General features: G+C 63.7%; 13 protein-coding genes. 7 read left to right on the top strand and 6 right to left on the bottom strand.

Annotated elements, in window-relative coordinates:
- Positions 1 to 362: 362 nt before the first annotated feature.
- Genes ABIC17_RS02200 through ABIC17_RS02190 form a run of 3 tightly spaced genes read right to left on the bottom strand, consistent with a single transcriptional unit; the run spans position 363 to position 4,500 of the window.
- On the bottom strand, positions 363 to 2,048 hold the full coding sequence (locus tag ABIC17_RS02200) for a DUF885 family protein (protein WP_354279009.1): 1,686 nt from the start codon (positions 2,046 to 2,048) through the stop codon (positions 363 to 365).
- A 38-nt stretch (positions 2,049 to 2,086) separates the two neighbouring features.
- On the bottom strand, positions 2,087 to 3,268 hold the full coding sequence (locus ABIC17_RS02195; RefSeq protein WP_354279008.1) for a M24 family metallopeptidase: 1,182 nt from the start codon (positions 3,266 to 3,268) through the stop codon (positions 2,087 to 2,089).
- Positions 3,265 to 4,500: an NAD(P)/FAD-dependent oxidoreductase gene (locus ABIC17_RS02190; RefSeq protein WP_354279007.1), complete on the bottom strand. Its 1,236-nt coding sequence runs from the start codon at positions 4,498 to 4,500 to the stop codon at positions 3,265 to 3,267. Before ABIC17_RS02190 ends, ABIC17_RS02195 begins: the two co-directional genes overlap by 4 nt.
- A 76-nt stretch (positions 4,501 to 4,576) precedes the next feature.
- Between ABIC17_RS02190 and ABIC17_RS02185 the strand changes: the two genes are divergently transcribed.
- From ABIC17_RS02185 to uvrA, 6 genes are all read left to right on the top strand, one after another.
- Positions 4,577 to 5,509 (top strand): dihydrodipicolinate synthase family protein, encoded by a 933-nt coding sequence (locus ABIC17_RS02185; RefSeq protein ID WP_354279006.1) that lies wholly within the window; start codon positions 4,577 to 4,579, stop codon positions 5,507 to 5,509.
- Between the two features lie 12 nt (positions 5,510 to 5,521).
- Entirely contained in the window at positions 5,522 to 6,520 is a 999-nt protein-coding gene (locus tag ABIC17_RS02180; protein ID WP_354279005.1) for a 4-hydroxyproline epimerase, read from the top strand.
- Between the two features lie 49 nt (positions 6,521 to 6,569).
- Positions 6,570 to 7,223 (top strand): GntR family transcriptional regulator, encoded by a 654-nt coding sequence (locus tag ABIC17_RS02175; RefSeq protein ID WP_354279004.1) that lies wholly within the window; start codon positions 6,570 to 6,572, stop codon positions 7,221 to 7,223.
- 14 nt (positions 7,224 to 7,237) lie between these two features.
- On the top strand, positions 7,238 to 8,659 hold the full coding sequence (locus ABIC17_RS02170; RefSeq protein ID WP_502958391.1) for an amino acid permease: 1,422 nt from the start codon (positions 7,238 to 7,240) through the stop codon (positions 8,657 to 8,659).
- Positions 8,660 to 8,837: 178 nt separating this feature from the next.
- Positions 8,838 to 9,467 (top strand): trimeric intracellular cation channel family protein, encoded by a 630-nt coding sequence (locus tag ABIC17_RS02165; RefSeq protein ID WP_354279003.1) that lies wholly within the window; start codon positions 8,838 to 8,840, stop codon positions 9,465 to 9,467.
- A 90-nt stretch (positions 9,468 to 9,557) separates the two neighbouring features.
- Positions 9,558 to 12,467: an excinuclease ABC subunit UvrA gene (uvrA, locus tag ABIC17_RS02160; protein WP_354279002.1), complete on the top strand. Its 2,910-nt coding sequence runs from the start codon at positions 9,558 to 9,560 to the stop codon at positions 12,465 to 12,467.
- A gap of 30 nt (positions 12,468 to 12,497) precedes the next feature.
- On the opposite strand, the gene ABIC17_RS02155 is transcribed toward uvrA, so the two are convergent.
- The 3 genes from ABIC17_RS02155 to ABIC17_RS02145 all read right to left on the bottom strand — a co-directional run bounded on the left by ABIC17_RS02155 (position 12,498) and on the right by ABIC17_RS02145 (position 14,818).
- On the bottom strand, positions 12,498 to 13,235 hold the full coding sequence (locus tag ABIC17_RS02155; RefSeq protein ID WP_354279001.1) for a HEPN domain-containing protein: 738 nt from the start codon (positions 13,233 to 13,235) through the stop codon (positions 12,498 to 12,500).
- Complete coding sequence (locus ABIC17_RS02150; RefSeq protein ID WP_354279000.1) at positions 13,236 to 14,270, bottom strand: GmrSD restriction endonuclease domain-containing protein; 1,035 nt, start codon at positions 14,268 to 14,270, stop codon at positions 13,236 to 13,238.
- A gap of 329 nt (positions 14,271 to 14,599) precedes the next feature.
- Complete coding sequence (locus ABIC17_RS02145; protein ID WP_502958390.1) at positions 14,600 to 14,818, bottom strand: BrnA antitoxin family protein; 219 nt, start codon at positions 14,816 to 14,818, stop codon at positions 14,600 to 14,602.
- Positions 14,819 to 15,577: 759 nt separating this feature from the next.
- Between ABIC17_RS02145 and ABIC17_RS02140 the strand changes: the two genes are divergently transcribed.
- Positions 15,578 to 16,633, top strand: coding sequence for an acyltransferase family protein (locus ABIC17_RS02140; protein WP_354278999.1), 1,056 nt, complete (start codon positions 15,578 to 15,580; stop codon positions 16,631 to 16,633).
- Positions 16,634 to 16,885 lie beyond the last annotated feature (252 nt).

The following is a 16,885-nucleotide window of genomic DNA, read 5'->3' as shown; positions in this document are numbered from 1 at the left end:
GCGTGAAGGCAATCGGAGGTTTGCCCGCCACCCCGCGTCCCAAAAAGCTGCCGTCATGCTGAACTCGTTTCAGCATCCACCGCGCAACAGGCATAGTCCGGACTCGCGGAGGGCTGGATCCTGAAACACGTTCAGGATGACAGACGGTTTAAAAACGCGCGTCTGCTCCGGGATCTATACTGGCTGGCCCCGCTCGTCCTACCGAACCGTCCTTTGCTGTTTTCCCGTGAAAGCGGGAATCCAGAGTCAGGCAGAACAACGGCTTACAGTTCTCGCGACTCCTGGACTCCCGCCTTCGCGGGATAACAGCGATGGTTGCGCAAAGGCCATGCCTTCGTGCTAATGACGGTAGGAAGAGAACCTCAGCGCGCGCCCTCGACCATTTCCGCCTCGATCAACGCGACCGGAATAATCCCCGGCGCCCACATCGCCTGCAACGCGCGCGCCGCATCGAACGGCTTGCCGTCGCGCTCCGCCCGGTCGGACAGGTCCGACAGCAGCCGGTCATATTGCAGCTTCCCTGTCACGTAGCTCGTTCCGTACCCAGGCTGGCGCAGGTACAGCAGCTGCTCGAACCCGACGAGATCGCTCGCGGCGTCGGAAAACCCGCGCGGGGTCCAGCGTGCGTGATATTGCCCCGCCTCCGCCAGCGTCATCTCGTTCGCCTGCACCTTGAGCGACGCGAGCCCGCGCGCCGCGCGGTTCGCCAGCATGATCCACACCAGCTCGCGCCCGCGCGGCAGATCATCGTACAGCCCGGTGTGGAGCGCGATCTCCTCCATCGCGGTCGCGAACCCCTCGGAGCGTTCCTCCCAGATGTTGTAGAGCAGCGGCCCCTGCCGGATCGGATCGGCCTGTGGCTCGTGCTTCAACCGTGCAAGGTCGATCCAGTGATAATCGTGGCTGTACAGCGGCAACGGATCCCGCGCGGTGACGTGCGAGAAGAAGTTACGCTCGGCGAGCGGCGTGAACGGCACTTGCTGCGCGGCGATCGCGGCGCGGTAATAGGGTTTGTCGGGCACCATCCCCGTGGTGATCAGGAAATCCGCAAACCGCCGCGCCTTCTCGGCGGCCAGTTTGGTGTAAGCGGCAGAATCCTCGATCGGATCGAGCGGCGGCAGCGCGCGGTTGCGCACTTCCTCCAGCCGCATCGATGCGCGCGATCGGTCGAGCTCGCGCTGGAGCAACGCGACCTGTTCGTCATAGCCGTACGGCAGCAAATGAACATTGCGCATCGCCCAATCATAGTCGGCCTTGCCGACCCCCGAAGGCCCGGTCTTTTTCGGTGCTTCCGCCGCGATCCACGCCGCGAACGCATCCGTCGCCGCGCGCGCCGCGCGAACCGCGGGCAGTGCCGAGCGCCCCGCACCCGACAGATCGGCGTGCTTCGCGCCTTCCAGCGTACGCATCGTCAGCGTCCCCGCCTCGAGCTTCGCCAGGACCGCGGATTGTTCGCGAAACGCGCGCGCGCCATACAGCCACAGGTCGCGCGCATTGCTTGCCGCCAGCGTGCCGCGCGCCTGTGTCAGCAACGCCGGCACGGTCTGGAGCATCGTGGTCAGCTGCCGCGCATCCTTCGCCGACAGCGGATAGTCGAACGCGAACAGGTCGATCGCGGGGGCATTGGGGCCTTCGTGTGCGGGAACGTCGCTCTCTTCACCCCACACCGTCTGGTAGAAACCGGGGTCACGCGCCCACGGCCGCAACACGCGCAGGTTGAAATCGAGCCCGTTCATCTCGGCCTCGATCAGTTGCGCGTCGATCCCGTCCGCCTTGCTCCACCCCGTCCGGTCGAGCGCGGCCAATCGTTGGCGGAAAGTCGCGAGCCCGGCGGCCTGTCGCGCCATCGCCGCGGGGGAATAATCGGGCACGCCGGCGACGCGCGGCGCGTCCGCGAACCGCCGCCACTCCGTAAACAGCGCGACGAGCGCAGGCCGCCCCGGCGTCGCGGTCGTCCGCGCGGGCGGTTCCTGTGCCTGAAGCGGCACGGCGGTCGTTGTCGTCAGCAGTGCCAGCAGCAGTGCAAATCGTGTCGAATGTCGCATCATCGTTCCCCCTGTGATTGAAGAGCTGCCCCCGCCCCTCATTACCCGAACGGCCGGTCGATCGACGGCTGCGGCGCGGTGAACCACGCCGCGCTCGTCTCGGTGACGTGGAAGTGATCTTCCAGCCGCACCCCGAAGCGATCGGGCACCACGATCATCGGTTCGTTCGAAAAACACATCCCCGGCGCAAGCGGCGTCCGGTCGCCGCGCACCAGATAGGCGGGCTCATGGATCGACAGCCCGATCCCGTGCCCGGTGCGATGCGGCAGCCCCGGCAGGCGATAGTCCGGCCCCAGCCCCGCGCGCTCCAGCACCGCACGCGCCGCGGCATCGACGCTTTCGCACGAAACCCCCGGCCGCACCGCCTCGAACGCCGCACGCTGCGCCGCCTGCTCGGTCTCGAAGATCGCGTGGACCTCGGCATCGACCGTCCCGAACGCATAGGTCCGCGTGATGTCCGAATGATAGCCCTCGACCTGACACCCGGTGTCGATCAGCACGAGCTGGTCCTCCTCGAGCAGCTGGTCCCCCGGCAAGCCATGCGGAAACGCGGTCGCGCGCCCGAACTGCACCGCGCAGAAATACGACCCCGCCGACCCCAAGGCCCGATGCGCGGAATCGATGAAGCGGATCACCGCACTCGCCGCTATGCCGGGTTCGAGGATCGCCGCCGCGCGCCGCTGCACTTCCAGCGTCATCGCCTTGGCCTGCGTGAGCAACGCGAGTTCCGCCGGGCTCTTGAGCATCCGGCCTGCATCGACGACCCTCGACGCATCGCGCAACACCAGCCCGCACGCCCCCAGCGCGGTCGCCATCCCGAACGGCAATTGCGGATCGACCAGCAGCGTCGCGCCACCCCGCAACCCGGCGGCCACCAGCGCGGACGGGCTCTCATCCTCTTCCCACAACCGCACGTCGGCGGGGATCTCAAGCGCCGCGAGCAGCGATCCCTCCTCGAACCGCGGGCAGACGATCACCGGATCGCCCTCCACCGGCAGCACCAGCGCAACCAGCCGCTCGCTCGCCCCCCACGGCACGCCCGCGAAATAGCGCAGGCTCGCCCCCGCGCCGATCAGCAGCGCATCCGCCCCCGCTTCCGCCGTCAGCGCCCGCGCGCGATCGAGCCGGGCTGCGCGTTCGGCGGCGGTGATGCGCGGTGCCGGGTCGCCCCACGGCGCGAGCGCTGCGAGTTCAGCGTCTGCGGTCGATCCACCGATGGTCATGTACGCGGTCCTTGCCGAGAGAAACGGTCGAGCGAAAAGCGCGCGATCGCGACCGACGGCTGGTCCGCCACCGCGAGCGCACCGACAAGCTGCGCGGTCACGGGCGCTAGCGTCAAGCCGAGATGCTGATGCCCGAAGGCATAGAGCAGATTGGGATGCCGCGCCGACCGCCCGATCGCAGGGAGATAGTCGGGCAGCGTCGGCCGCGCGCCCATCCAGCGCCGATACGGCCCGGTGATCGGCAGCCCGAGCTGCGCGACATGCCGCTCCAGCCGCTCCCATTTGCGCGGATCGGCGGGCGCATCGGGCTTGCCCAGTTCGACGAAGCTCGCCGCCTGGACGCAATCGGCATAGCGCGTAACGATCATCGAGCGGTCCTCGAACACGATCGGTGGCAAATCCGCCGGCCAGCCCGCCGCATCGGCACGGATATGATAGCCGCGCTCGGCGATCATCGGCACGCGGTACCCGAGCGGTTCGAGCAGCGCGCGCGACCGGACGCCTGCGCAGACCAATACGAGGTCGCTCGGATGGCCCTCGATCGCCACGCCATCGCCGGTCTCGACCAGTCGTGCCGCGTCACGCACGATCGTCCCGCCACGCGCGACGACCGCCGCCTCCAGCACCGCCGCGAGCCGCGCAAGATCGCTGATCTGCCCGCTGCCGGCGAACCGCACACCGTCCACCACGCTCTTGCTCAACCCGCGAACGCGACTGAACATGGTCGAATCGACTTCGCCGATCGTCGCGGTGCCGATCGCCGCGCGATGCCATTTCAACCGCCCGCGCCGCGCCGTCGCATCGGATTCCCACGTCACGATATGTCCGTCCTGCCGCAACAGTTCGGGCGTATCGAGCGCGTCGACCAATGCGCACCAGCCCGGCATCGCCGCCGCGAGCAACGGCGTCAGCGCCGCGGTCCCCGCCGAGAAGCGCGCCGGTGTCGACGCCGCCGCCAGCTTCAGACCGAACGGCAGCCAGCTCGCCGCCATCGACAGTGGCAAGGCGAGCGCCCCGCCGCGCGAGAACAACCGCCCCGGCACCGAGCGCATCGCCCCCGGCGACGCGAGCGGTTCGACCTGTTCGACTGCGATATGCCCGGCATTCCCCCAGGAGGCCGCACCCTTGGCGACATCCGGGTCGAACAGCGTCACCGCCAACCCGCGGTCGAGCAACGCAAGCGCTGCGGTCAGCCCGACGACCCCGCCGCCGATGATCCCGATAGAGCGCAAGCGATTCTCCTGTTGCACTGTCACTTCCCATTTCGTATACGGTATATACAACGAGATTGAGGAAGGTCGATACGCAATGTCTGTCGCATGGAAGGGTGTTTTCCCCGCAGTCACCACGCAGATCCGTGAAGACCTTACGGTCGATCTGGCGGACACGCAGCGCGTTGTCGATGATCTGATCAAGGATGGCGTCACCGGCGTCATCGCGCTCGGCACGGTCGGCGAGAACAACTCGTTCGAATATGACGAGAAGGTCGAGGTCCTGAGCGCGATCGTCGAGGCGGTTGCGGGGCGCGTGCCCGTCATCACCGGCGTTTCGGAATATGATACGCGCCGTGCGGTGCGCTATGCCAAGGCCGCCGAGACCGCGGGCGCGGACGGGCTGATGCTGCTCCCGCCGATGGTCTATGTCCCCAAGCCGCACGAACTCGTCGCGCATTTCAAGGGCGTTGCCGAGTCGGTCGGCCTGCCGATCATGCTCTACAACAACCCGCCCGCCTATCGCACGCTGATCGACAATGACGTGCTCGCCGCTTTGGTCGATGTCGCCAACATCGTCGCGGTCAAGGAATCCGCCCCCGACACGCGCCGCTTCACCGATGTGAAGACCGCGTTCGGCGATCGTTACGTGCTGTTCGCCGGGCTCGACGACGTCGCGCTCGAGGGGCTGTATCTCGGCGCACAGGGCTGGGTCTCGGGCCTCACCAACGCCTTCCCGCGCGAATCGGTCGAGCTGGTCAATGCCTTCGCGCGCGGCGATCATGCCAAGGCGATGGAAATCTACCGCTGGTTCATGCCGCTCCTCCACCTCGATGCCGAGCATGACCTCGTCCAGTCGATCAAGCTCGCCGAGCAAGTTATGGGCCGCGGGTCCGAGCGCGTCCTCCCGCCGCGCTACCCATTGGTCGGCGCACGCCGCGCCGAAGTGATCGCGATGGTCGAAAAGGCCGCCGCCACCCGTCCCACGCTTGCCCCCCCGGCACCCCTCGCCTCCGCTCAAGCTGCCTGATAGCCTCCGCCGATGCGCCATACCTTCTTCTGCATCGACGGCCACACCGCCGGAAACCCCGTCCGCCTCGTCGCGGGCGGGGCCCCGCTCCTGAAGGGCGCTTCCATGTCGGAGCGGCGGCAGGATTTCATGACTCGGTTCGACTGGATCCGCACCGGGCTGTGCTTCGAACCGCGCGGGCATGACATGATGTCGGGCGGGTTCCTCTATCCCCCGACGCGCGCAGATACCGATGTCGGCATCCTGTTCATCGAAACGAGCGGCTGCCTGCCGATGTGCGGCCACGGCACGATCGGGATGGTCACCTTCGGGCTCGAACACGGGCTGATCCAGCCCGCCGAGCCGGGCCGGTTGCGGATCGAAGTCCCCGCGGGCGTGATCGACGTCGCTTATGAGACTGAAGGCGACAAGGTGACGGCGGTGCGGATTACCAACGTCCCCGCTTATGTCGCGGCGAAGGGCATAAAGGTCGACGTCGACGGCATCGGCCCGCTGACGATCGACGTCGCTTACGGCGGAAATTATTACGCGATCATCGAGCCGCAGGGCGCCTACACCGGGCTCGACGATCTCGGCGCGGCGCGACTGATCGACCTCAGCGGCAGGATCCGCGACGCGGTGCGCGCGGTATACGAACCCGTCCACCCGCTCGACCCGACGATCCGCGGCGTCAGCCACATTCTCTGGGCGGACGTGCCGCGTGGAGACGGCGCGGACGGGCGCAACGCGGTGTTCTACGGCGACAAGGCGATCGACCGCTCGCCGTGCGGGACCGGCACCTCCGCCCGGCTCGCGCATCTTGCCGACAGCGGGCGGCTCGCCCCCGGCGACCGTTTCGTCCACGAAAGCTACATCGGCAGCCGCTTCATCGGTCGGGTCGAGGCCGCGACCACGCTCGGCGACCAGGCGGCGATCATTCCCTCAATCGAGGGGTCGGCGATCGCGACCGGGTTCAACACGATCTGGATTGATCGCAGCGACTCGTTCTGGGAAGGTTTCCAGGTTACGTGAGTTGCCGCCCGTCTTGCGGCCACGTCCCTCGCATCGGAGCCGCCCGTCCATGAGCATCGTCGTCCGCACCCTGTCCGAACAGGTGTTCGAGATCGTCCGCGAGCAGATCGTCACCGGCAAGCTCCCCGGCCACACCCCGATCCGCCAGGATGCGCTCGCGAGCGAACTCGGCGTGAGCAAGATCCCGCTGCGCGAGGCGCTCGCAAGGCTCGAGCAGGAAGGGTTGCTCACCAGCCACGCCAACCGCGGTTATGCGGTCCAGCCGATGTCCGCGGCGGAAGCCGACGACATCTTCGCGCTGCGGCTGAGCATCGAGCCCGCCGCCGCCGCTTATGCCGCGACCGTCGCCAATGACGCGGACCGCGCGATCGCGCAGCTCGCGTTCGAGGAACTCGATAGCGCGGCGGGGGATCGCCTGTCCGAAGTCGCGATCCGCAACCGCGTGTTTCACACAGCGCTCGTCCGCCCGGGACGTCGCTTGCTCACCACGCAACTGGTCGAGCGCCTCACGATCCTGGCGGAACGCTATGTCGTCGCACATCTCCAGCCCGCCGGACGCGAAGATCGCGCACATATCGAGCATCGCGGCCTGCTCGACGCATGGCTCACGCGCGACGAGGCGCTGATGACGACCTTGCTCGCAAGCCACATTCAATCGACGCTGACCGATCTCCGCGGCCAGCTCGGCACGAACACGAACTGACGGAGCCTTAGGGGATGGGGACTATGTTTGGACCGCGCAAATCGTTCGAGACCCCCGTTTCCGATCACCACAGCCTCGCCAAGACGCTGAGCTGGCCGCATTTGATCGCGCTGGGCGTGGGCGCGATCGTCGGCACCGGAATCTATACGCTGGTCGGTGTCGGCGCGGAACGCGCCGGGCCCGCGGTGATCCTCGCCTTCGTCATCTGCGGAATCGTCTGCGGCTGCGCGGCGCTCGCCTATACCGAACTCGCCACCCTGATCCCGGCGGCGGGGAGCGCCTATACGTTCAGCTATACAGCCCTCGGCGAGACCGTCGCCTGGGTCGTCGGGTGGAGCCTGATCCTCGAATATTCGCTCGCTTGCTCGACCGTCGCGGTCGGCTGGTCGGGCTATCTGGTCGGCTGGATCGAGGCGGCGGGGGTGCATTTGCCGCACGCCCTGCTGGTCGGTCCGCATGGCGGGGGACTGATCAACTTGCCCGCGGTCGGGGTCGCGCTTGCGGTGATGGGGATGCTGATCCTCGGCACGCGGCAGAGCGCGACGCTCAACATCATCCTCGTCGTCATCAAGCTCGTCGCGCTGACGCTGTTCGTGATCTACGCGCTGCCCGCGTTCAACAGCGCCAACCTCCACCCGTTCATGCCCTACGGCTTCGGCTCGGTCGAAAGCGGCGGGCACAAGCGCGGGGTGATGGCGGCAGCGGCGATCGTGTTCTTCGCTTTCTACGGCTTCGATGCGGTCGCGACCTCGGCGGAGGAAACCAAGAACCCCAAGCGCGACCTGACGATCGGCATCGTCGGGTCGATGCTGGTCTGCACGGTGATCTACATGGCGGTCGCGATCACCGCGATCGGCGCGCTTCCCTTCACCGCGCTCGCCAATTCGCCCGAGCCGCTTGCGCTGGTGTTGCGCCAGCTGGGCGAGCCGTTCGCCGCGCAATTGATCGCGCTGGCGGCGGTGATCGCGCTGCCGTCGGTGATCCTGGTGATGATGTACGGGCAGAGCCGGATCTTCTTCGTCATGGCGCGCGACGGGCTGCTCCCGCGCGGGCTGGCCACGGTGAGCAAGCGCACCGGGTCGCCGACGCTGATCACGCTGCTGACCGGCCTGTCGATCGCCGCGGTCGCCGGGTTCTTCCGGCTCGACGAGATCGCCGAACTGGCGAACGCGGGGACGCTGATCGCGTTTATCTCGGTGGGGGTGTGCCTGATCGTCCTCCGCCGCACCGCGCCGCTGATGCCGCGCGTGTTCCGCTGCCCGGCGGCCTATGTCGTCGGGACGCTGACGGTGCTGGGGTGCCTGTATCTGCTCACGAGCCTGCCGACGTCGACACTGGTGCGTTTCGTCGGGTGGAACGTGATCGGACTGGCGCTGTATTTCATCTACGGGCGGCGGCAGAGCACCATCGCGCAGGGGAAGCGAGTGGCGGCCTGACGGGTTTCCCCGCGCGCGTCTCCTACCCCGCCGTCATCCTGAACTCGTTTCAGGATCCAGCCCTCTACACATCCGGACCGAGCCCGTTGCGCGGTGGATGCTGAAACAAGTTCAGCATGACGGCAGGGGGGGCATGAGAACGATTCCGCTCGCCCCCAATACCCGCTAGGCCAGTCCCATGCCCGCGCAATTCCCCTGGCAATTCGGCTCCGTCCTGCCGTGGCTCGACCTGTTCGGGATCGCCGTTTTCGCGATCACCGGCGCGCTCGCCGCGATCCGGCACCGCCAGACGCTTGTCACCGCGACCTTCTTCGCGCTGATCACCGGCACCGGCGGCGGATCGGTGCGCGATCTGCTGATCGGCGCGCCGGTCTTCTGGGTGCACGACCGGCTCGTCGCGGGGACGTGCCTAGCGGTCGCGGTGCTGGTGTGGACCACCCCGCAACGCTGGTGGAAAGGCACCGCGCTCGACTGGCTCGATGCGGTGGGCCTGGCGGCGTACGCGGTATTCGGCGCAGCCAAGGCGCTCGCGTTCGGCATCCCCCCCGTCCCCGCCGCGCTGATGGGCGTGGTGACCGCGTGCATCGGCGGCGTCATCCGCGACGTGCTCGCAGGCGAACCGTCGATCTTGATGCGGCCAGAGCTGTACGTGACCGCGGCGGCGCTGGCGGCGGGGTTGTATGTGGTGCTGGTGACGGTGGGTGTTTCGCCCAACATCGCCGCACCCGTGGCGGCGGCCTGTGGCTTTGCGCTCCGAGCGGCGGCGATCCGGTTCAAGCTGGCGCTCCCCGCCTATGGCGACCGCTAGCGTGTTTCCTGCGGAACCCTCGTAACCGGCCGCGCGCTTTCCTATTTCCCTATCTGGCGCTCCCATCAGAACAGAAGTAGAACTCGCCCCATGCTGACTCATATTTCCGTGCGCGGCGCGCGCGAGCACAATCTCAAGGACGTGTCGGTCGATATCCCGCGCGATACGCTGACGGTCATCACCGGCCTGTCGGGGAGCGGCAAGTCGAGCCTCGCGTTCGACACGATCTACGCCGAGGGCCAGCGCCGCTACGTCGAATCGCTCAGCGCCTACGCGCGCCAGTTCCTCGAACTGATGCAGAAGCCCGACGTCGACCATATCGAGGGCCTGTCGCCTGCGATCAGCATCGAGCAGAAGACCACCAGCCGCAACCCGCGCTCGACCGTCGCGACCGTCACCGAGATCTACGATTACATGCGCCTGCTGTGGGCGCGCGTCGGCATCCCCTACTCCCCCGCGACCGGCGAGCCGATCGCCGCGCAGACCGTCAGCCAGATGGTCGACCGCGTGATGGCGCTCCCCGAGGGCACGCGGCTCTACCTGCTCGCGCCGGTCGTGCGCGGGCGCAAGGGCGAGTATAAGAAGGAGCTGCTCGAATGGCAGAAAGCGGGGTTCACCCGCGTCCGCATCGACGGCGAGATCCATGAGATCGACGAAGCCCCCGCGATCGACAAGAAGTTCAAGCACGACCTCGAGGTCGTCGTCGACCGCCTCGTCATCGGTCCCGACATCGCGACGCGCCTTGCGGAAAGCTTCGAGGCCGCGCTGAAACTCGCCGACGGGCTCGCCTATGTCGACCCCGCCGACCCGGTCGAGGTCCATACCCCCAAGCAGGAAGTGCTCGGCGACAACGCGCCCCCCGGCCGCATCGTGTTCAGCGAGAAGTTCGCCTGCCCGATCTCGGGCTTCACCATCGCCGAAATCGAACCACGGCTGTTCTCGTTCAACGCCCCCCAGGGCGCGTGCCCCGCGTGCGATGGCCTCGGCGAGAAACTGCTGTTCGACGAGGATCTCGTCGTCCCCAACCATGCGCTCAGCATCAAGAAGGGCGCGGTCGTGCCGTGGGCCAAGTCCAACCCGCCGTCGCCCTATTACATGCAGGTCCTCGGCAGCCTCGCGCGCGAATTCGACTTCAGCCTCGAAACCCCATGGGAAGACCTGCCGGACGAGGCGCAGCGCACGATCCTGCACGGCACCAAGGGCAAGCCCGTCACGCTGACCTTCATCGACGGCAAGAAGTCGTATGACGTCAAGAAGCCGTTCGAAGGCGTGATCGGCAACCTCAACCGCCGCATGCTCTCGACCGAGAGCGCGTGGATGCGCGAGGAACTCAACAAATATCAAAGCGCCGCCCCGTGCGAGGTGTGCCACGGCGGCCGCCTCAAGCCCGAGGCGCTCGCGGTCAAGATCGGGATGCGCGACATTTCGAGCGTCACGCGCCTGTCGGTCGTCGACGCGCTCAAATGGTTCGAACAAGTCCCCGCCGACCTCAGCGACCAGCAACGCGCGATCGCCGAGCGGATCCTCAAGGAAATCCTCGAACGCCTCGGCTTCCTCAACAACGTCGGGCTCGACTATCTCAACCTCGATCGCACCTCGGGCACGCTGTCGGGCGGGGAATCGCAACGCATCCGGCTCGCGTCGCAGATCGGCAGCGGGCTGTCGGGCGTGCTCTACGTGCTCGACGAGCCGTCGATCGGGCTGCACCAGCGCGACAACGACATGCTGCTCAAGACGCTGCGCCGCCTGCGCGACCTCGGCAACACCGTGCTGGTGGTCGAGCATGACGAGGATGCGATCCGGACCGCCGATTATGTTATCGACATGGGGCCGGGCGCGGGCGTGCGCGGCGGGCATATCGTCGCGCAAGGCACGTTCGAGGAAGTCCTCGCCAACGAGAACAGCATCACCGCGGATTATCTGTCGGGCCGGCGCGAGGTCGCGGTGCCCAAGACCCGGCGCAAGGGCAATGGCAAGAAGATCACCGTCCACAACGCCACCGCCAACAACCTCAAGGGCGTGACCGCGAGCCTCCCGCTCGGCACCTTCACCTGCATCACTGGGGTCAGCGGCAGCGGCAAGTCGAGCTTCACGATCGACACGTTGTTCGCCGCCGCGTCGCGCACCTTGAACGGCGCGCGGATAGTCCAGGGCAAGCACGACAAGATCACCGGCCTGCAATATCTCGACAAGGTCATCGACATCGACCAGTCGCCGATCGGCCGCACCCCGCGCTCCAACCCCGCGACCTACACCGGCAGCTTCACCCAGATCCGCGATTGGTTCGCCGGGCTCCCGGAATCGCAGGCGCGCGGCTACAAGCCCGGGCGGTTCAGCTTCAACGTCAAGGGCGGGCGCTGCGAGGCGTGCCAGGGCGACGGGCTGCTCAAGATCGAAATGCACTTCCTCCCCGACGTCTATGTGACGTGCGACGTGTGCCACGGCGAACGCTACAATCGCGAGACGCTCGAGGTGAAGTTCAAGGGCAAGAGCATCGCCGACGTGCTCGACATGACGGTCGAGGATGCGGTCGACTTCTTCAAGGCGGTCCCGCCGATCCGCGACAAGATGGCGATGCTGCAGGAAGTGGGCCTCGGCTACGTCAAGGTCGGCCAGCAGGCGACGACGCTCTCGGGCGGCGAGGCGCAGCGCGTCAAGCTCGCCAAGGAGCTTTCCCGCAGGGCGACGGGGCAGACGCTGTACATCCTCGACGAACCGACGACGGGGCTGCATTTCGAGGACGTGCGCAAGCTGCTCGAAGTGCTCCACCAGTTGGTCGAGCAGGGGAATACGGTGGTCGTGATCGAGCACAATCTCGACGTGATCAAGACTGCGGACTGGGTGCTGGATCTCGGGCCTGAGGGTGGTGTGAAGGGCGGCGAGATCGTCGCGCAGGGGACGCCTGAGGTTGTGGCTAAGGCCAAGGGGAGCTTTACGGGGAAGTATTTGGCGCCGTTGCTGAAGGGGACGACGGAGCAAAAGCGGCGTGGGGTCGAATAGACCACCGCCTGTGAGAGTTTAAGGCTACCTCTAGCCGACAACGCGTTCCAATGAAGCCTTTATGGTCATTTCGTTGAGAGTAAGAGAAAGCGACTTCGCGATCTCACGGAACAGATCAATGTCGTTCAAAAGCTCCGTTGGACCACTTGAGCTACCTAGTTGGATTGCATGGGCTACATCGTTTCGACGACGGAAAAAGTCGTCGATCCGTGCCTCTATCTCGGCATTAGCCTTTCCAGGCCCGTCGCAACCAAGAAATCCAACAATTGTTCCTCTCTGACAAAGTTCCGAGATGATACTATTGAGACCTAGTTGATTGAAAAGCCGATTTAGCTCACCTGCCTTCATATTGTTTTCATTGTGAGATAACGCGGCACCTACGTCGGCCGTAATGTCCTTCCGGAGGCAAAAGTCCAAGGTTGCCGAGACCGTAGCGTCTGCCTGACGAATGTCGGACTCGATCTCACCAAACGGCCTTCTAGCGAGCAGCTCTAAAGATCGCTTCCAAACAACGGACGCAATCTTTTTAGGGAACCCACTCATTTCGCCAGCAATGCATGCTTTTGCAGTGAATGCAGAACGAACTTGTTGGCGAATATGCTCCTCAAACGTTGCAGCCAAAAGAAGCACTGCGCCATTGCCGGCAGCGATGCGTGCCCGGGCGGATAATTCGCTGCCCCTACCCCCACCTGATCCGCCCGCCATTTCGGCTAACGCGGTCAACTCGGCATCAAAGTCTTCGAATGATAGATCAAACTCGGTGGCCATTTAAGCCAAACCCGAACCTTGCAACAGAATCTTTTCTAATAATTCTATTCTATCCTTGACGGCTTGTGCAGTATTCCCCTGTCCCGTTAGTATAGGACCACTGTCCGTATTCTTAAATTCTTTCGCAAGCCGCTCTTTGATAGAAGATGCTTTTGCAGAAAATATCGAAGAGTTCTTGGACTGTCGCTGAATTGCTACAAGCGTGGCGTCGTAAAGGGCCGCAGATATTCTAACCCGTCCCTTTTCATCCGGGGGCAGGTAAAATGGTTTAGGGCCGAATATATCTCGCGCCTTTGTCAAGTTATCGACAAACTCGCGCTTTAAATCCGCCACAGTGTCTATTGATAGCTGCATCCGATCCTCCATTGCTCGGTCCAACATAGATTTCATGGAACTTCGGATGTTTCTACTGTCGCGAAGAGCAAAATATCGAAGAACTAACTGACAATCACCCATCGAAGCGTAAAGAGCGTTCTTTTGCCGAGCTGGATTCTCATAGTAGTCATTGGGATTAGTTTCAACGTATGGAGGTATATTGAATATATCTGTGAAAACCTCGTTTCTTGCGAGTTCGACAATAGCCTTATTAAAAGGACTAGGATAAATTGCGTTCCTAATTTCCTGAGCGTTTAGCTTTGTCCCGCCCGTATTCAGGCGGTCAAATATAAACCTGCTGATATCGACTATCGTAAATTTGTTTTCAGGGTCTCTTTCGCTGTCGCTTTCAAGGAGCAATACGATTGCCGAAAGCGATGCTCTATCAAGAGCTCTTTTTATTCGGGGCGGCGCCTTAGAATACCTAAGCCCGTTCAAGGGTGATAATACGGTCAAACCACTAAGCGCAAAATCTCCCTCTAAATATTCTTTAATTGCGTTAAGTCGTTGCTGGCCGTCCATAACCTCATAGCGAGCCTCCGCCGTTTCATATAAAAATATTGGAGGAACAGGAATGTTGAGTAGAAGCGACTCAATGAGCCGTGATTTTTGCGGCGTAAGCCATCTCAGTCGTCGCTGATACTCTGGGCGTACATTCAAAATATCCCCATCAACAACTAGCGATCTTAGTTATGGGAGGAGAAAGTTGTTCGTCTGATACACAACGCGAAACGCATGCTTAGCGAAGAACTCCTCAGGTCCGATCTTGTTAGATGCTCGCGGCGTTGGAGCCTCTTCGGCCTCTTCGATGCCCGTAACCGCGACCTCGTTAAGATCGTCCAAGTCGGCCATTATCATTACCTCAGTTTTATAGATTGCAGGTGTTACGATGAAGGCCTTCTCACTGGAAGTCCAACCGCCCCACATATCAAGTCAGAATCCATTGTCTCCTCGGGGACCGTACCTCTGCACGTGCAAAACCACTAGGCCTAACTCAACTCCGTCGCTTTCCGCAAAGCCGCATTCATCCGCCCCTGCCACCCCGGCCCATCGGCACGGAAGCGTTCGCTCCCGTCGGGGTCGAGCCGCAGTGTCCCTTGCTGCTTGGCGACGGCGCGCTGCGGCAGGCGGCCGCGCACGACGCCGTTCGGGCCCAGATACCCCGTCGCCGGGCGGATCACCGCCCCACCGACCGACACTTCCGCCACGCCGAACAGATCGTCCGTCAGCTCGGGCGCGTCGTCCGCGGGGTCAAGACCGCGGACTGGGCGCTGGATCTTGGGCCTGAGGGTGGTGTGAAGGGCGGTGAAATCGTGGCGCAGGGTGTCCCGGAAAAGGTGGTCGAGGTGGAAGGGAGTTTCACCGGCCGCTATCTGAAACCGTTGTTAGGAAGGAGATCAGCGACAAACCTATCCTGAGCGAAGCCGGAGCGTAAGCGCAGGCGTAGTCGAAGGGCCCGAGGTTGTGGCTAAGGCCAAGGGGAGCTTTACGGGGAAGTTATTGGCGCCGTTGTTGGGGAAGTAGACCCGACGCAAGCCAACTCTGAACGACGCTGCAGCGTCAGCGCCGATAGGGTGCCGCATCCTGAACCGCGACCGGGCATTACGTGTCGCGGTTCCAAGACATGTGTCATGACCGGTTGCCCCATACGAGGCGTAGCAACGGACCGAGCCGAACCAGGGGCGCTTCGTCAGACGGTCACGGCAGTTTTTGGCGCTTTCCGCTCCAGTTCGGCCGCACAAATTCGCGTCCCTTCTGCCGGACAAAAGCGTACAGATACTGAGTCCTACGACCGAAACAGGACATTAAGGAATGTCTTGTGCAACGTCTTGCCGTCATGCTGCAACGACGTGATGAACAATATGAAAATCGCCCATCCCGACAAAACGGGGAAGCTATCTGGCTTTTCTTGGGTAATGCATGTAGCCCCTCATTCGTAAGACTATTGTCTCGGGGGGGACATATCCATGACATTAGACCACATAGTACCACTTGATGGATTCAGGGCGCTTGCGATTCTGATTGTGTTTGTCGCGCATTGTGGTCTTGAAAGACTGATTCCCGGTGGCTTTGGTGTAACGATTTTCTTTTTTCTGAGCGGTTACTTGATCACCACACTTCTGCGTTCGGAATATGCACAGACCGGACGCATTGATATCAAGGCCTTTTACATCAGACGCAGCGTACGCATTCTGCCATCGCTCTACATTACGCTCCTGCTCATCCTTGGGATCAGCCAATGGCTTCCCGCCGAGCATCCTGCCGAGTTCTGGGGCGTATTCTCGCAACTGGTCTTTTTGACAAACTACCCCTGGATTACGGGCTACGCACAGGGGGTCACCGGACCGCCGCTGTGGAGCCTCGCGGTCGAAGAGCATTTCTACCTGATATTTCCGGTGGTATTTTCTGCCATATTGGCGGCTCTTTCGCCGCGAAAAGCCGCTGGTCTGTGCCTGGGGGCGTGCATCGCGGTTCTCGGGATCCGCCTTGCAACGGTTGCGACCATATCCGACATCGGCCAGGTCTATTATTGGACGCACACGCGGATCGACAGCATTCTCTTCGGATGCTGCCTCGCCTTGTGGCAGAATCCGGTTCTCGACAAAGGCGCGTGGCGGCCACGTCTTGTCCATGTGCTGTTCGCCTTGGCCATTCTCCTGGGATGTTTTGCCATCCGGGACGAGCTTTTTCGCCAGACGGTTCGCTACACCCTGCAAGGCGGCGCGCTCTTTGTAATCTTCAGCTATGCCATCCAGGATCGCGGCTGGGTGTCGATCGCGCTCTCCACCCGACCGCTGCGCGTGATCGCGCTCTACTCCTACACGTTGTACTTGATCCATGTGCCCGTCATCGCCGGGGTACATGCCCTGTTTCCAACGTTGGGGCTGCTTGGCATCATCGGCATCAGCGGTGCGCTCTCGATGCTGTATGCGGCAGGCATGTATGCGCTGGTCGAGCAACCCGCGGCAAACTGGCGCAGACGCCTCCGTTCGTCCAGCAGGACGGCAGCCCTCGCGATCTGACGCGATACCACCCCCAAACACTGGCCGACACACTGCTTCGGCGCTCCTCGATTGGACAGGGCGACCCGGATAGCTCTACAAGGAAGCGTGCCGCCCCCTGGGACGACACCTTCCCGATGTCGGGCGCACCCGAGGACGCGCTCGACCGAGACAAGCCGTTCCCCGCTGTCCTACATGCCCCCGAAAGCCTAAGCTCCCGCCCGCTCTTTGACAGTACCGCACCCCAGGGTTTCGCCCGACCTACCGGGCGAT

Origin of the sequence: Sphingomonas sp. PvP056, from assembly GCF_040549155.1 — a bacterium.
Lineage (GTDB): Bacteria > Pseudomonadota > Alphaproteobacteria > Sphingomonadales > Sphingomonadaceae > Sphingomonas.
This window is presented reverse-complemented; position numbering and strand designations above follow the sequence as displayed.

Bases quoted from the DNA above. Each gene is read 5' to 3' on its own strand.
- ABIC17_RS02200 (WP_354279009.1), bottom strand. From the start codon at position 2,048: ATGATGCGACATTCGACACGATTTGCACTGCTGCTGGCACTGCTGACG.
- ABIC17_RS02140 (WP_354278999.1), top strand. From the start codon at position 15,578: ATGACATTAGACCACATAGTACCACTTGATGGATTCAGGGCGCTTGCG.
- ABIC17_RS02155 (WP_354279001.1), bottom strand. From the start codon at position 13,235: ATGGCCACCGAGTTTGATCTATCATTCGAAGACTTTGATGCCGAGTTG.
- ABIC17_RS02165 (WP_354279003.1), top strand. From the start codon at position 8,838: ATGCCCGCGCAATTCCCCTGGCAATTCGGCTCCGTCCTGCCGTGGCTC.
- ABIC17_RS02175 (WP_354279004.1), top strand. From the start codon at position 6,570: ATGAGCATCGTCGTCCGCACCCTGTCCGAACAGGTGTTCGAGATCGTC.
- ABIC17_RS02170 (WP_502958391.1), top strand. From the start codon at position 7,238: ATGGGGACTATGTTTGGACCGCGCAAATCGTTCGAGACCCCCGTTTCC.
- ABIC17_RS02185 (WP_354279006.1), top strand. From the start codon at position 4,577: ATGTCTGTCGCATGGAAGGGTGTTTTCCCCGCAGTCACCACGCAGATC.
- ABIC17_RS02195 (WP_354279008.1), bottom strand. From the start codon at position 3,268: ATGACCATCGGTGGATCGACCGCAGACGCTGAACTCGCAGCGCTCGCG.
- ABIC17_RS02180 (WP_354279005.1), top strand. From the start codon at position 5,522: ATGCGCCATACCTTCTTCTGCATCGACGGCCACACCGCCGGAAACCCC.
- uvrA (WP_354279002.1), top strand. From the start codon at position 9,558: ATGCTGACTCATATTTCCGTGCGCGGCGCGCGCGAGCACAATCTCAAG.